Origin of the sequence: Pseudomonas sp. ANT_H12B (assembly GCF_008369325.1) — a bacterium.
Classification (GTDB): Bacteria; Pseudomonadota; Gammaproteobacteria; order Pseudomonadales; family Pseudomonadaceae; genus Aquipseudomonas.
Map to the genome: position 1 here is coordinate 153,286 of NZ_VOBI01000008.1, position 13,834 is coordinate 167,119.

Annotated in this window: 12 protein-coding genes; 3 read left to right on the plus strand and 9 right to left on the minus strand. The window is 58.5% G+C overall.

All coding sequences use genetic code 11. The annotated features are described in order from the left end of the window. Positions 1 to 8: 8 nt before the first annotated feature. The 8 genes from FQ185_RS14580 to FQ185_RS14615 form a co-directional block, all read right to left on the minus strand. The gene (locus tag FQ185_RS14580; protein ID WP_149418017.1) at positions 9 to 770 is read right to left on the minus strand and encodes a secretin N-terminal domain-containing protein; all 762 of its coding nucleotides are present in this window, start codon (positions 768 to 770) and stop codon (positions 9 to 11) included. A 163-nt stretch (positions 771 to 933) separates the two neighbouring features. Continuing rightward, positions 934 to 1,359 (minus strand): GNAT family N-acetyltransferase, encoded by a 426-nt coding sequence (locus tag FQ185_RS14585; protein WP_017339601.1) that lies wholly within the window; start codon positions 1,357 to 1,359, stop codon positions 934 to 936. After that, positions 1,352 to 2,521 carry a cupin domain-containing protein gene (locus FQ185_RS14590; protein WP_149418018.1) on the minus strand — a complete coding sequence of 390 codons (1,170 nt, stop codon included), beginning with the start codon at positions 2,519 to 2,521 and terminating at the stop codon, positions 1,352 to 1,354. Before FQ185_RS14590 ends, FQ185_RS14585 begins: the two co-directional genes overlap by 8 nt. Before the next feature lie 86 nt (positions 2,522 to 2,607). After that, positions 2,608 to 3,978 (minus strand): adenylosuccinate lyase, encoded by a 1,371-nt coding sequence (purB, locus tag FQ185_RS14595; RefSeq protein ID WP_149418019.1) that lies wholly within the window; start codon positions 3,976 to 3,978, stop codon positions 2,608 to 2,610. A 127-nt stretch (positions 3,979 to 4,105) separates the two neighbouring features. Then, positions 4,106 to 4,729 carry a high frequency lysogenization protein HflD gene (gene hflD / locus FQ185_RS14600; RefSeq protein ID WP_149418020.1) on the minus strand — a complete coding sequence of 208 codons (624 nt, stop codon included), beginning with the start codon at positions 4,727 to 4,729 and terminating at the stop codon, positions 4,106 to 4,108. Then, positions 4,726 to 5,859, minus strand: coding sequence for a tRNA 2-thiouridine(34) synthase MnmA (mnmA, locus tag FQ185_RS14605; RefSeq protein WP_149418021.1), 1,134 nt, complete (start codon positions 5,857 to 5,859; stop codon positions 4,726 to 4,728). The genes hflD and mnmA overlap by 4 nt, the downstream gene beginning before the upstream one ends. Before the next feature lie 59 nt (positions 5,860 to 5,918). Continuing rightward, positions 5,919 to 6,365, minus strand: coding sequence for an NUDIX hydrolase (locus FQ185_RS14610; RefSeq protein WP_149418022.1), 447 nt, complete (start codon positions 6,363 to 6,365; stop codon positions 5,919 to 5,921). 213 nt (positions 6,366 to 6,578) lie between these two features. After that, a complete protein-coding gene (locus FQ185_RS14615; protein ID WP_149418023.1) occupies positions 6,579 to 8,804 on the minus strand; it encodes an NADP-dependent isocitrate dehydrogenase in 2,226 nt (741 codons plus the stop codon). A gap of 496 nt (positions 8,805 to 9,300) precedes the next feature. Between FQ185_RS14615 and icd the strand changes: the two genes are divergently transcribed. Further along, positions 9,301 to 10,557, plus strand: coding sequence for an NADP-dependent isocitrate dehydrogenase (icd, locus tag FQ185_RS14625; protein ID WP_010458895.1), 1,257 nt, complete (start codon positions 9,301 to 9,303; stop codon positions 10,555 to 10,557). A gap of 60 nt (positions 10,558 to 10,617) precedes the next feature. Here the strand turns inward: icd and FQ185_RS14630 are convergent, their stop codons facing one another. After that, on the minus strand, positions 10,618 to 10,899 hold the full coding sequence (locus FQ185_RS14630; protein ID WP_149418025.1) for a cold shock domain-containing protein: 282 nt from the start codon (positions 10,897 to 10,899) through the stop codon (positions 10,618 to 10,620). Between the two features lie 225 nt (positions 10,900 to 11,124). Here FQ185_RS14630 and clpS point away from each other — a divergent pair, with 225 nt between their 5' ends. Together clpS and clpA are read left to right on the plus strand one after the other, a co-directional pair. After that, entirely contained in the window at positions 11,125 to 11,508 is a 384-nt protein-coding gene (clpS, locus tag FQ185_RS14635; protein ID WP_149418026.1) for an ATP-dependent Clp protease adapter ClpS, read from the plus strand. A gap of 30 nt (positions 11,509 to 11,538) precedes the next feature. Further along, the gene (gene clpA / locus FQ185_RS14640) at positions 11,539 to 13,809 is read left to right on the plus strand and encodes an ATP-dependent Clp protease ATP-binding subunit ClpA (RefSeq protein ID WP_007946437.1); all 2,271 of its coding nucleotides are present in this window, start codon (positions 11,539 to 11,541) and stop codon (positions 13,807 to 13,809) included. The last annotated feature ends 25 nt before the right edge of the window (positions 13,810 to 13,834 follow it).

Genomic DNA, 13,834 nt, shown 5'->3' on the forward strand with positions numbered 1-13,834 from the left:
TTGGTGGTTTAGTCCAAAGTATCGACTTTCACTCGCAGGGTCATATCATCCCGGCCCTGAGTCGAGTGGCTGCGGGTCTGGCCCTGTTTGTCGGCCTGAGTCTGGCGATTCACGCCTGCCAGGGTAATCCATTCGCCGAGGCGCCCCGTGACGGTTGTGTCGGTACTTTGCACATTCACTACATCGGGACGTTCCTGGCTCATGCGGTCACGATTGGTGCTGATCGCCAAGTGAACGATCTCACCGGTGACGCTGGCGGTGACATAGAAACCCTGGGTGACATTGCGGTATTCGGTCTGGCTGCGCAGATCGCCGTAGGAGTCAGTCTGGGTGCTGGTAAGCGGGACACTCTGGCCGACCTGGATCAGCGCCGGCGCACCTTCGCTGGCCTGGATCTGCTGAATCCCGCCGTCACGGCTGTCGGTACTGCGATTGATGATGCGAGTCTGGCTCGGTTTGGCGCCATTTACCGAATAACCCTGATCGCCCTGGAAGTTGTTTTCGTTGGTGTCGACAGTGATCAACAGGCGTTTGGGTTGGGTATCAAGTTGGGCGATTAAAGCCTTAAGTTCGTCAATTTTGCGCTGATCTGCGTTGACTATCAGCTGATTGCCATAGGCGCTGACCTGGCCCTCCTTACCGATGAAATCTTGCGCCATGGGCAGCATGTCGGCACTGGTGTGGTAGTTCAGGGGCACGATCTCGGTGGCGGCCATGACCGAAAAACTGCAGGTCAGCAACAGCGTGGTGAGCAGGGTGCGTAGGGACATATCCGTTATCTCCGGCTTCTAATACCTTGATATTGCCAGTTTGTCGGCCCGGGGTGGGGCAAGTTGAGTCGTAGACAGCAAAACGCCCCGGCATCCGAGGATGGCGGGGCGTTTTTGCGTGATCATTCCCACGCTCCGCGTGGGAATGATCGGTGGCAGAGACTCAAGCCGAATGCCGCACCATATCCACATGCGGAATGCCTGCTTCCAGGAATTCCTCACTGACCAGGCTGAAGCCCAGGCGCTCATAGAACGCCGTGGCCTGTACCTGTGCGCTCAACATTTGCTGTTTCAGTCCGCGCTTTTCGGCTTCACCGATCACCGCTTGCATCAGCGCATCGCCGACTTTCAAGCCGCGCCAGTCTTTCAGCACCGATACCCGGCCGACGTGGCCATCAGGCAGCAGGCGGGCGGTGCCAATCGGAAAGTCGCCTTCAAAGGCCAGAAAATGCACCGCAGTTGCGTCATCAGCATCCCATTCCAGCTCAGGTGGAACGGATTGCTCGGCGATGAACACCGTCTCACGAATGCGCCGGATCTCGGCGTTGTCCTTTTGCCAGTCTGCGACACGAACGTGGATTTTATTCATCAGCAAACCCCAGGCTTCCTTGCTTGACCAGTTCACACAGCAGGCCGCGACCGTCTTCGTCGCTCAGCCAGTCGCCAAGGTTGTCGGTGTGCAGAGCGTCGGCAGCGCAAATCATTTTCAGCAGTTCACGCAGTTTACCCGGCAGGTAACGGCTCTGACCGCTGGCGAACAGCAGCAGGTCGTCGTCGACTTCCGACCAGGCCAGGCGCGCGCTCGGGTTGCGGATAAGGACCGCTCCTTGCTCCAGACTGGCGAGCAAGTCCTCTTCTTCCACTTCTTCCGGGCCAACCACGAGTTCCGGGTAGCGCGGCTCGGTCATGAACTGGCCGAACCAGGTCAGCAGCAGGCGCTCGTCGCTCATGTGCTCGGCCAGCAGGCTTTTCAATCGATCAAGGGCGTCATACTGGATCTGATGCGGATCGACCGCAGGCAGGGCGTCGGCGTCGGTATAACGCTCTTCGTCCGGCAGGAACTGGCTGAGGAAGTCGGTGAAGTGAGTCAGTACTTCAGCGGCGCTCGGTGCGCGGAAACCAACGGAATAAGTCATGCAATCCTCGACGGCCACGCCGCAATGGGCCAGGCGTGGTGGTAGGTACAGCATATCGCCCGGCTCCAGAACCCACTCATCGGTGGCTTCGAAGTCGGCTAGGATACGCAGGTCAGCGTGTTGCAAAATCGGACTTTCGGAGTCGCACATCTGGCCGATTTTCCAGTTGCGCTTGCCGTGGCCTTGCAGCAGGAACACGTCGTAGTTGTCGAAGTGCGGACCGACGCTGCCACCTGGGGCGGCGAAGCTGATCATCACGTCGTCGATGCGCCAGCTCGGCAGGAAGCGGAAATGCTCCAGCAGTTCACTGACTTCCGGGACGAATTGGTCGACGGCTTGAACCAGCAGGGTCCACTCGCGTTCCGGCAATTTGCTGAATTCATCTTCGGCGAACGGGCCGCGGCGCAATTCCCAAGGGCGCTCGCCGTGCTCGATGATCAGGCGCGATTCGACTTCTTCTTCCAACGCCAGGCCGGCCAGTTCGTCGGCATCGATCGGGCTTTCGAAATCAGGAATGGCCTGGCGGATCAGCAGAGGTTTTTTCTGCCAGTAGTCGCGCAGGAATTCGCGCGCCGTGATGCCGCCCAGAAGTTGAAGAGGAATGTCAGGATTCATGTGTAACCTATTGAAAAAAAGCACTTTTCAGACGGGAATAAAAACGCCCGGCGCTGCCGGGCGTCTCAAACGGGTAAAGCGGTCGATCAGATGCGTTTGGCTTGTGCCACGGCGTTGCCGATGTAGTTCGCCGGGGTGAGCAATTTCAGCTCGGCCTTGGCGGCGGCTGGCATGTCCAGGCCGTCGATGAAAGTTTGCAGTGCTTCAGGGCTGATGCCCTTGCCACGGGTCAGCTCTTTCAGCTTTTCGTACGGGTTTTCGATGTTGTAGCGACGCATGACAGTCTGGATCGGCTCGGCCAATACTTCCCAGCAGGCGTCCAGGTCAGCAGCGATCTTCTGAGCGTTGAGCTCCAGTTTGCTGATGCCTTTGAGGCTCGCTTCGTACGCGATCACGCTGTGGGCGAAGCCGACACCGAGGTTGCGCAGTACGGTGGAGTCGGTCAGGTCACGCTGCCAGCGGGAGATCGGCAGCTTGCTTGCCAGGTGCTGGAACAGTGCGTTGGCGATGCCCAGGTTGCCTTCGGAGTTTTCGAAGTCGATCGGGTTGACCTTGTGCGGCATGGTCGACGAACCGATTTCGCCAGCAATGGTGCGCTGCTTGAAATAACCCAGGGAGATGTAACCCCAGATGTCGCGGTCGAAGTCGATCAGGATGGTGTTGAAGCGCGCGATCGCGTCGAACAGCTCGGCGATGTAGTCGTGCGGTTCGATCTGCGTGGTGTACGGGTTGAAGCCCAGGCCTAGCTCGTCTTCGATGAAGGCGCGGGCGTTGGCTTCCCAGTCGATCTCAGGGTATGCCGACAGGTGTGCGTTGTAGTTGCCAACAGCACCGTTGATCTTGCCCAGCAGCGGAACGGCCGCGACTTGAGCGATTTGACGCTCCAGGCGGTAAACCACGTTCGCCAGCTCTTTGCCCAGGGTGGTCGGCGAGGCCGGTTGACCGTGGGTGCGCGACAGCATGGGTACGTCAGCGAAACGGATCGCCAGTTCGCGGATGGCTTCGGCAGTCTGGCGCATCAGCGGCAGCATCACGTCATCACGGCCTTCGCGCAGCATCAGGGCGTGGGACAGGTTGTTGATGTCCTCGCTGGTGCAGGCAAAGTGGATGAACTCGCTGACCTTGGCCAGTTCCGGCAGCTTGGCCGCTTGCTCTTTGAGCAGGTATTCGATGGCTTTTACGTCGTGGTTGGTGGTGCGCTCGATCTCTTTGACACGCTCGGCGTGCTCCAGAGCGAAGTTTTCCGCCAGCGTGTTCAGCACCGCGTTGGCTTCGGCAGAGAACGCCGGCACTTCGCTGATGCCTGGGTGAGCGGCCAGGCGCTGGAGCCAGCGCACTTCAACCAGAACGCGAGCACGGATCAGGCCGTATTCGCTGAAAATTGGGCGCAGGGCCTGGGTTTTGCCGGCGTAGCGGCCGTCAACAGGGGAAACCGCAGTGAGCGAAGAGAGCTGCATGGGGTGTTCTCGGACAGTCGGGCAACGAAATGGGGCGCGTATCATACATGAAAAAATCCGCCGGTCCGTTGCCAACTGACCAGCGTATTACGCGTTACTGACTACAAAACGGTGTGGCGGGCGCGGTTTAGCTGCTGCGCATCAGCGGGTAAAGCTCTTTAAGCAACTTGCGACGGCTGACCACCAACTGCCAGCGATGGCCGCCCAACTGCCGCCACAGGCGCGCCGAACGAATCCCGGCCAGTAACAGGGCGCGGATTTTCGAGGCGTTGCTCGGTTGCTGCAGGTTGCGCATGTCGCCGTGGACCTGAATCCGTTGGCGCAAAGTGCTTAGCGTGTCCTGGTACAACGCACCACAGGCAGCAATCACGTTTTCGTGGGCCGGGCCGAAGTGCTCGACCTGAGACTGAATCTGCGGCAGACGCTTGCCGATCTCGTCGAGCATGTCGCCGCGTTTTGCCAGCTGACGTTCCAGGCCGAGCATCGCCAACGCATAGCGCAGCGGCTCGCGCTGAAGGGTGCTCGGGTCGCGCTCCAGGGCGCCGATCAAGGCGCGGTAACCTTCACGCAAGTAAATGTCGTCGCCACCGTAGACCTCCAGCGTGTCCTTGGGGTCGCGAATCAGCAGGCTGCCGAGCATGCACGTCAGGCCGGCTTCGGTGGTCTGGCCGGTCTTGGCGATCTTGTCGACCAGTACGGCTGCGAGAAACACACCGCCCAGGGCCGTCAGTTGCTCCTGAGTCGGGTTCATTGCTGCTGGCCTTTACTTGTCCACGGTTCGGCAATTTCGATCACGCCGCCGCCGAGGCAGATTTCGCCGTCATAGAACACCACGGATTGGCCTGGGGTGACCGCGCGTTGCGGGTCATCGAAGATCGCGCGGTAGCCGGTGGCGGTTTTTTCCAGCGTGCAGGGCTGGTCGCTTTGGCGATAGCGGACTTTGGCGGTCAGCCGGCGCGGTTCGCTCAAGTCGATCGGGTTGACCCAATAGATGTCTGAAGCGAGCAGGGCGCGGGAGAACAGGTACGGATGGTCATTGCCCTGGCCAACGATCAACTCGTTGTTGACCAGATCCTTGATCAGCACGTACCACGGCTCGTCACTCGCATCTTTCAAGCCGCCAATGCCCAGGCCCTGACGTTGGCCGATGGTGTGGTACATCAAGCCGTGGTGACGGCCGATGACTTCACCTTCGGTGGTTTTTATCTCGCCTGGCTGGGCCGGCAAGTACTGCTTGAGGAAGTCGCTGAAGCGGCGTTCGCCGATAAAGCAGATCCCGGTGGAATCCTTTTTCTTCGCGGTGGCGAGTTCGTGTTTCTCGGCAATCGCGCGCACTTCGGGTTTTTCCAGCTCGCCGACCGGGAACAGTGTCTTGGCGATCTGTTCGCCGCCAACGGCGTGCAGGAAGTAGCTCTGGTCCTTGTTCGGGTCCAGGCCCTTGAGCAGCTCGGTACGGCCATCGATGTCACGGCGACGCACGTAGTGACCGGTGGCGATCAGGTCGGCGCCGAGCATCATGGCGTAGTCGAGGAACGCCTTGAACTTGATCTCGCGGTTGCAGAGGATGTCCGGGTTCGGCGTGCGACCGGCCTTGTATTCGGCCAGGAAGTGCTCGAACACGTTGTCCCAGTACTCGGCGGCGAAGTTGGCGGTGTGCAGCTTGATGCCAATCTTGTCGCACACGGCCTGAGCGTCCGCCAGGTCATCCATGGCGGTGCAGTATTCCGTTCCATCGTCTTCTTCCCAGTTCTTCATGAACAGGCCTTCCACCTCATAACCCTGCTCGATCAGCAGGAGAGCGGAAACGGAAGAGTCCACGCCGCCGGACATGCCGACAATGACGCGCTTCTTTTGTGTGTCAGAAGGGGCTGGATCACGCATAGGGATTCAATGAGTGTCTTTAAAAAGGACGCGATTCTAACAGGCCGAAGCCCGCAAGGCTAAAGAGAAGGGCGGATCAGTTCGAGACCGAAGTGTTTACCGTCCAGATAATCATCGATACAGCGGATGATCAGCTCACTGCGCCAGTTTGCGCGCTGTGCCAGCAGTTCGTCACGCGTCAGCCATTTTGCGCCGACGATGCCGTCGTCCAGCTGATAGTCGGGGTGATGTTTGAGCGGTTTTGCGGTGAAGCAGACCCGCTGATAAGTCACGCCGTTGCTCGGGGCGGTGTAGAGGTAAATGCCCACCACGCCGGTCGGCTCGACGTCCCAGCCGGTTTCCTCGAGGGTTTCACGCACGGCGGCCTCGATCAGGGTTTCGTCCGGATCCAGATGACCGGCCGGTTGGTTGAGCACCGTTTTTCCGTGCTTGAGTTCTTCGACCATCAGGAAGCGACCATTATCTTCGACGATGGTGGCGACGGTGACGTGGGGTAGCCAATCCATGAAGCTTCCTCGGTTTCTAGTATTGGAATAAAGAACAGTGTGGGAGCGAGCCTGCTCGCGATGACGGTGGGTCAGTCGACATCAATGTTGAATGATATATCGCTATCGCGAGCAGGCTCGCTCCCACATTGGTCCGTATTCCACAAATGAAAAGTGTGGGACACAAACAGAAACCCCGGCACTGGGCCGGGGCTTCTTTGCATCCTTACAACCTTAAACCAGCGCAGCGATCGCGGCGTTGAAGGTGTTGCTCGGGCGCATGGCCTTGCTGATCAGCTCGGCATTGGCGTGGTAGTAACCGCCGATGTCCACTGGCTTGCCCTGAACGGCGTTGAGCTCGGCAACGATGGTTGCTTCGTTCTCGGCCAGGGTCTTGGCCAGTTCGCCGAACTGCGCTTGCAGTGCAGCGTCTTCGGTCTGTGCAGCCAGGGCTTGTGCCCAGTACAGCGCGAGATAGAAGTGGCTGCCGCGGTTGTCGATGTTGCCGACTTTGCGCGATGGCGACTTGTTTTTGTCCAGGAACTGGCCGGTGGCCTGATCCAGAGTCTTGGCCAGCACCAGCGCTTTAGGGTTGTTGTAGGTAACACCCAGGTGCTCAAGGGAGGCGGCCAGGGCCAGGAACTCGCCCAGGGAATCCCAGCGCAGGAAGTTCTCTTCCAGCAACTGCTGAACGTGCTTCGGCGCCGAACCGCCGGCGCCGGTTTCGAACAGACCGCCGCCGTTCATCAGCGGAACGATCGACAGCATCTTGGCGCTGGTGCCCAGTTCCATGATCGGGAACAGGTCGGTCAGGTAGTCGCGCAGTACGTTACCGGTCACCGAGATGGTGTCCTTGCCTTCGCGGGTGCGGCCCAGGGTGAGCGCCATCGCGTCGACTGGCGACATGATGCGGATGTCCAGGCCTGAGGTGTCGTGATCCTTCAGGTAAGCCTGAACTTTCTCGATCACTACGCCGTCGTGAGCGCGCATCGGGTCGAGCCAGAAGATCGCTGGCGTGGCGCTTGCGCGAGCACGGTTGACGGCCAGTTTGACCCAGTCCTGGATCGGTGCGTCTTTGGTCTGGCACATGCGAAAGATGTCGCCGGCTTCAACCGACTGTTCCAGCAGGGTGCGGCCAGCGCCGTCGGAAACGCGAACCACGCCGTTTGCCTTGATCTGGAACGTCTTGTCGTGGGAGCCGTACTCTTCGGCTTTTTTCGCCATCAGGCCAACGTTTGGCACGCTGCCCATGGTGGTCGGATCGAAAGCGCCGTGCAGCTTGCAGTCTTCGATCACCGCCTGGTAGATGGTGGCGTAGCAGCGGTCCGGGATCACAGCCTTGGTGTCGTGCAGTTGACCGTCGGTGCCCCACATCTTGCCGGAGTCACGGATCATCGCTGGCATCGAGGCGTCGACGATAACGTCGCTCGGCACGTGCAGGTTGGTGATGCCTTTGTCGGAGTTGACCATGGCCAGCGACGGACGAGCGGCGTAGACCGCCTGGATGTCCGCTTCAATCGCAGCTTGCTGCTCAGCCGGCAAAGCCTTGATGCGAGCGTACAGGTCGCCGATGCCGTTGTTCAGGTTGAAGCCGATCTGCGCCAGCACGTCAGCGTGCTTGGCCAGTGCGTTCTTATAGAACTCGGCAACGATCTGGCCGAACATGATCGGGTCGGAGACTTTCATCATGGTGGCTTTCAAGTGGACCGACAGCAGCACGCCTTTTTGCTTGGCGTCTTCGATCTCGGCAGCGATGAAGCTGCGCAGGGCGTTTTTGCTCAGTACCGCGCAATCGAGGATCTCACCGGCTTGCACGGTGGTTTTTTCTTTCAGGACGGTGGTGGTGCCGTCTTGAGCGATCAGTTCGATTTTAACGGCGTCAGCGGCGTCGATCAGGGCAGCTTTTTCGCTGCCGTAGAAATCGCCAGTGTTCATGTGCGCAACGTGGGACTTGGAGTCCGCAGCCCAGGCGCCCATTTTGTGCGGGTGCTTGCGCGCGTAGTTCTTGACTGACAGCGGTGCGCGACGATCGGAGTTGCCTTCGCGCAGAACCGGGTTCACGGCGCTGCCCTTGATCTTGTCGTAACGCGACTTGGCGAGCTTGTCGGCGTCGGTGGTCACGGTTTCCGGGTAGTCAGGAAGCGCGAAGCCCTGGGCTTGCAGTTCCTTGATCGCGGCTTGCAGTTGCGGGGCCGAGGCGCTGATGTTCGGCAGCTTGATGATGTTGGCTTCAGGCGTAACAGCCAGGTCGCCCAGTTCGGCGAGGTGGTCGGCTACGGCTTTGTCACCCAATTGCTCGGGGAAGCTGGCCAGGATGCGCCCTGCAAGAGAGATATCGCGGGTTTCCACGGCGATATCAGCGGAGGCGGTGAAGGCCTCTACGATAGGCAACAGTGAATAGGTGGCGAGGGCGGGAGCTTCGTCGGTGAAGGTATAGATGATCTTCGAGCGGGTGGGCATATTCGGATTAACTCTCTCTTCTTTGCTAAAGCGTGCGCAGAAAAACTCGAGGGGCGCGGGGTAAGCGCGTTCGTTCAAAGTCGTCCATGAGCCGAATGTCGAGATTTGTGCGCGGTGATGTTGGGTGCATCAGTCGAGCGTCAAGCGGGTGGACTGTGGTAACAGCCCTGCTTTTTCGGGTTCAAAGTCTCGTAGTAGAGAGATCGGCCGTCGTGACTCTGTGGTCAGCGGGCGGCATTATACATAGGAAGCTGGCAATCTGCCGATGGTTCATATGCAACGATTATCGTCCATTGGTCTAAAGGTCGCAGGGGCGAGGGGGGCGTAGAGTCTTGCACCGTGCTTGAGTTTGGCGCTTTTCCCTTTGCTTTCAGGCTTGTACGCCGCGAACTGTGTAGCTTTGCGGCAGATGGATAGAACAGAGGGTTTGCGTGCCGATTTAACTGGGGTACGCTCGAACGAAGCCAGATGTTCAATCCAAACAATGGAGTTCAGCATGGGATACAAGAAGATTCAGGTTCCAGCAGTCGGCGACAAAATCACCGTCAACGCGGACCATTCTCTCAATGTTCCTAACAACCCGATCATCCCCTTCATCGAAGGCGATGGTATTGGTGTTGATATCAGCCCGGTCATGATCAAGGTTGTCGATGCTGCTGTTAAGAAGGCTTACGGCGGCGAGCGCAAAATTTCCTGGATGGAAGTCTACGCCGGGGAGAAAGCGACTCAGGTTTACGATCAGGACACCTGGCTACCCCAGGAAACCCTGGACGCAGTTAAAGATTACGTGGTTTCCATCAAGGGCCCTCTGACCACCCCGGTCGGTGGCGGCATCCGTTCCCTGAACGTGGCCCTGCGTCAGCAACTCGACCTTTATGTCTGCCTGCGCCCTGTGCGCTGGTTCGAAGGCGTGCCTAGCCCGGTCAAGAAGCCAGGCGACGTCGACATGACGATCTTCCGTGAGAACTCGGAAGACATTTACGCCGGTATCGAGTGGAAAGCCGGTTCGCCGGAAGCGACCAAAGTCATCAAGTTCCTTAAAGATGAAATGGGCGTCACCAAGATCCGTTTCGACGAAAACTGCGGTATCGGCATCAAGCCGGTTTCGCTGCAAGGCACCAAGCGCCTGGCGCGCAAGGCCCTGCAGTATGTGGTCGACAACGACCGCGACTCGCTGACCATCGTGCACAAAGGCAACATCATGAAGTTCACCGAAGGTGCCTTCAAGGAGTGGGCCTACGAAGTGGCGGCTGAAGAGTTCGGCGCGACCCTGCTCGACGGCGGGCCGTGGATGCAGTTCAAAAACCCGAAAACCGGCAAGAACGTCATCGTCAAGGACGCCATCGCCGACGCCATGCTCCAGCAGATCCTGCTGCGCCCGGCCGAGTACGATGTCATTGCAACCCTGAACCTGAACGGCGACTACCTCTCCGACGCCCTGGCGGCGGAAGTGGGCGGTATTGGTATCGCGCCGGGTGCCAACCTGTCCGACACCATTGCGATGTTCGAAGCGACCCACGGTACTGCGCCTAAGTATGCCGGCAAGGACCAGGTCAACCCGGGCTCCCTGATCCTGTCCGCAGAGATGATGCTGCGTCACATGGGCTGGACCGAAGCGGCTGATCTGATCATCAAAGGCACCAACGGCGCGATTTCCGCCAAGACCGTGACCTATGACTTCCACCGTTTGATGGAAGGCGCGAAGCTGCTGTCTTCTTCAGCGTTTGGTGATGCGCTTATCTCGCATATGTAATCGAATCGGCACAAAAAAACCGCCTTCGGGCGGTTTTTTTTGACTGGATGACGGGTTAAATCAATTCGACACCGTTTCCTGGTGATGGGAGGGAGCGGCCTGTTCGCTCGCAACAGTCGCAGCAGTAATCTTCACCGCGTGCAGCCCTTTGGGGCCCTGGACGATCTCGAAATTTACGGCTTGTCCGGCCTTGAGGGTCTTGTATCCGTCCATATCAATGGCCGAATAGTGAGCAAAGAAGTCGATTTCTTTGCCATCCTCGTCACGACCTTCTCTGGCGTCGGTGTTAATGAAACCGAACCCCTTGGCATTGTTGAACCATTTCACCTTACCGACTGACATACCCATATCCCTCTGCAACAGACTCCATCACTGGAGTATCATCCAGTACATCCGCAGTCATTTCTTAGAAATAAGATTGACTCCGCGGACCTTTTTTACCCACTGTGGGCTCTATTGGTTGTAACACCGTTTTGCCGATAGTCAAGGTGACCAGGCAGTCGGAGTTGAAATCGACGATGGTCGCCCCCACCACTGTATTCGCACAACTGACGAACCTTTCTTTCCATGCATGCAATCAGCCAGATTCGACTAACATTCAATCAGGATCGCCCGACTCTCCAGCAAGATCACCCGGAGCCACACGACGACGATTCCGCAGGCATTGCTGTTCAGGAGGCTAAGCCTGCTTTACAGGCGCCGCCGATGTACAAGGTGGTTTTGTTTAATGATGACTACACACCGATGGATTTCGTGGTCGAAGTGCTCGAGGTGTTTTTTAACCTGAATCGGGAGCTGGCGACCAAGGTCATGCTGGCCGTCCACACAGAAGGGCGGGCAGTATGTGGAGTGTTTACCCGCGACATCGCCGAGACTAAGGCCATGCAGGTCAACCAGTACGCCAGGGAAAGCCAGCATCCGCTACTCTGTGAAATCGAGAAGGACGGTTAATCGCCGACCACTTGGGTATGAGGTGAAGCTATGTTAAACCGCGAGCTCGAAGTCACCCTCAATCTTGCCTTCAAGGAGGCCCGTTCGAAGCGTCATGAGTTCATGACCGTCGAGCACCTCCTGTTGGCCCTATTGGACAATGAGGCTGCCGCCACCGTTTTGCGTGCCTGCGGCGCAAACCTCGACAAACTCAAACACGACCTGCAGGAGTTCATCGACTCCACCACGCCGTTGATCCCCGTCCATGACGAGGATCGCGAGACCCAACCAACTTTGGGCTTCCAGCGTGTTCTGCAGCGTGCTGTCTTCCACGTACAGAGCTCGGGTAAACGCGAAGTGACTGGCGCCAACGTGCTGGTCGCGATCTTCAGTGAGCAAGAAAGTCAGGCAGTGTTCCTGCTGAAACAGCAGAGCGTTGCGCGCATCGATGTCGTCAACTACATCGCCCATGGCATTTCCAAAGTGCCAGGGCACGGCGATCACTCTGAAGGTGAGCAAGATATGCAGGACGACGAGGGCGGTGAGTCTTCATCTTCAGGCAATCCTCTGGATGCTTATGCCAGCAACCTCAACGAACTCGCGCGCCAGGGTCGTATCGATCCATTGGTAGGCCGTGAGCTGGAAGTTGAGCGCGTCGCGCAGATCCTGGCGCGTCGTCGCAAAAACAATCCGCTGCTGGTGGGCGAGGCGGGCGTGGGTAAAACCGCGATTGCCGAAGGCCTGGCCAAGCGCATTGTCGACAACCAGGTGCCGGATCTTCTGGCCAACAGCGTGGTTTATTCCCTCGATCTGGGAGCCTTGCTGGCCGGGACCAAATACCGTGGCGATTTCGAGAAGCGCTTCAAGGCGTTGCTCAATGAGCTGAAAAAACGTCCGCAGGCGATCCTGTTCATCGACGAGATCCACACCATCATTGGTGCGGGGGCCGCGTCCGGTGGCGTCATGGATGCCTCGAACCTGCTCAAACCGCTGCTGTCCTCCGGTGATATTCGTTGCATTGGTTCGACTACGTTCCAGGAATTCCGCGGGATCTTCGAGAAGGATCGTGCCTTGGCGCGTCGCTTCCAAAAGGTCGATGTGTCGGAACCTTCGGTGGAAGACACCATCGGTATCCTGCGCGGCCTGAAAGGGCGCTTCGAAGCGCACCACAACATCGAATACAGCGATGAAGCCCTGCGTGCGGCGGCTGAACTGGCCTCGCGCTACATCAATGACCGGCACATGCCGGACAAGGCCATCGACGTCATCGACGAAGCGGGTGCCTACCAGCGTCTGCAACCGATCGAGAAGCGCGTCAAACGCATCGAAGTGCCTCAGGTCGAGGACATCGTTGCGAAAATCGCGCGGATTCCGCCTAAGCACGTCACCAGTTCCGACAAAGAACTGCTGCGTAACCTTGAGCGTGATCTGAAGCTGACCGTATTTGGCCAGGATGCCGCGATCGACTCGCTGTCGACCGCGATCAAACTGTCCCGTGCTGGTCTCAAGTCGCCTGACAAGCCAGTCGGTTCGTTCCTGTTCGCAGGGCCTACCGGTGTCGGTAAAACCGAAGCGGCGCGTCAGTTGGCCAAGGCGTTGGGTATCGAGCTGGTTCGCTTCGACATGTCCGAGTACATGGAGCGCCACACCGTATCGCGTCTGATCGGTGCGCCTCCGGGCTATGTCGGGTTCGATCAGGGCGGTCTGCTGACCGAAGCCATCACCAAGCAGCCTCACTGCGTATTGTTGCTCGATGAAATCGAGAAGGCGCATCCGGAAGTCTTCAACCTGCTGCTGCAGGTCATGGACCACGGTACGCTGACCGATAACAACGGGCGCAAGGCGGACTTCCGGAACGTGATCGTCATCATGACGACCAACGCCGGTGCCGAAACCGCGGCCCGCGCTTCGATCGGTTTCACCCATCAGGACCATTCGTCCGATGCGATGGAAGTGATCAAGAAGAGCTTCACGCCAGAATTCCGCAACCGTCTGGACACCATTATCCAGTTTGGTCGCCTCAGTCATGAGGTCATCAAAAGCGTGGTGGACAAGTTCCTTACCGAACTTCAGGCGCAGCTCGAAGACAAGCGTGTGCAGCTGGAGGTGACGGACGCAGCACGCAGTTGGCTGGCAGCGGGTGGCTACGACTCGGCAATGGGCGCTCGACCAATGGCGCGTTTGATCCAGGACAAGATCAAGCGTCCGCTGGCAGAAGAGATTCTCTTTGGCGAGCTGGCTGATCATGGTGGCGTGGTGCATATCGATCTGAAGGACGGCGAGCTGACCTTCGAGTTCGAGACCACGGCTGAAATGGCCTGACGTTAATCGCAACAAAGCAAAAGGC

What these genes read in the sequence shown, in the direction of transcription:
- FQ185_RS14585 (WP_017339601.1), bottom strand. Translation starts at nt 1,359, where the DNA reads ATGAATAAAATCCACGTTCGTGTCGCAGACTGGCAAAAGGACAACGCC.
- icd (WP_010458895.1), top strand. Translation starts at nt 9,301, where the DNA reads ATGGGATACAAGAAGATTCAGGTTCCAGCAGTCGGCGACAAAATCACC.
- mnmA (WP_149418021.1), bottom strand. Translation starts at nt 5,859, where the DNA reads ATGCGTGATCCAGCCCCTTCTGACACACAAAAGAAGCGCGTCATTGTC.
- FQ185_RS14580 (WP_149418017.1), bottom strand. Translation starts at nt 770, where the DNA reads ATGTCCCTACGCACCCTGCTCACCACGCTGTTGCTGACCTGCAGTTTT.
- hflD (WP_149418020.1), bottom strand. Translation starts at nt 4,729, where the DNA reads ATGAACCCGACTCAGGAGCAACTGACGGCCCTGGGCGGTGTGTTTCTC.
- clpA (WP_007946437.1), top strand. Translation starts at nt 11,539, where the DNA reads ATGTTAAACCGCGAGCTCGAAGTCACCCTCAATCTTGCCTTCAAGGAG.
- FQ185_RS14615 (WP_149418023.1), bottom strand. Translation starts at nt 8,804, where the DNA reads ATGCCCACCCGCTCGAAGATCATCTATACCTTCACCGACGAAGCTCCC.
- purB (WP_149418019.1), bottom strand. Translation starts at nt 3,978, where the DNA reads ATGCAGCTCTCTTCGCTCACTGCGGTTTCCCCTGTTGACGGCCGCTAC.
- FQ185_RS14590 (WP_149418018.1), bottom strand. Translation starts at nt 2,521, where the DNA reads ATGAATCCTGACATTCCTCTTCAACTTCTGGGCGGCATCACGGCGCGC.
- FQ185_RS14610 (WP_149418022.1), bottom strand. Translation starts at nt 6,365, where the DNA reads ATGGATTGGCTACCCCACGTCACCGTCGCCACCATCGTCGAAGATAAT.
- FQ185_RS14630 (WP_149418025.1), bottom strand. Translation starts at nt 10,899, where the DNA reads ATGTCAGTCGGTAAGGTGAAATGGTTCAACAATGCCAAGGGGTTCGGT.
- clpS (WP_149418026.1), top strand. Translation starts at nt 11,125, where the DNA reads ATGCATGCAATCAGCCAGATTCGACTAACATTCAATCAGGATCGCCCG.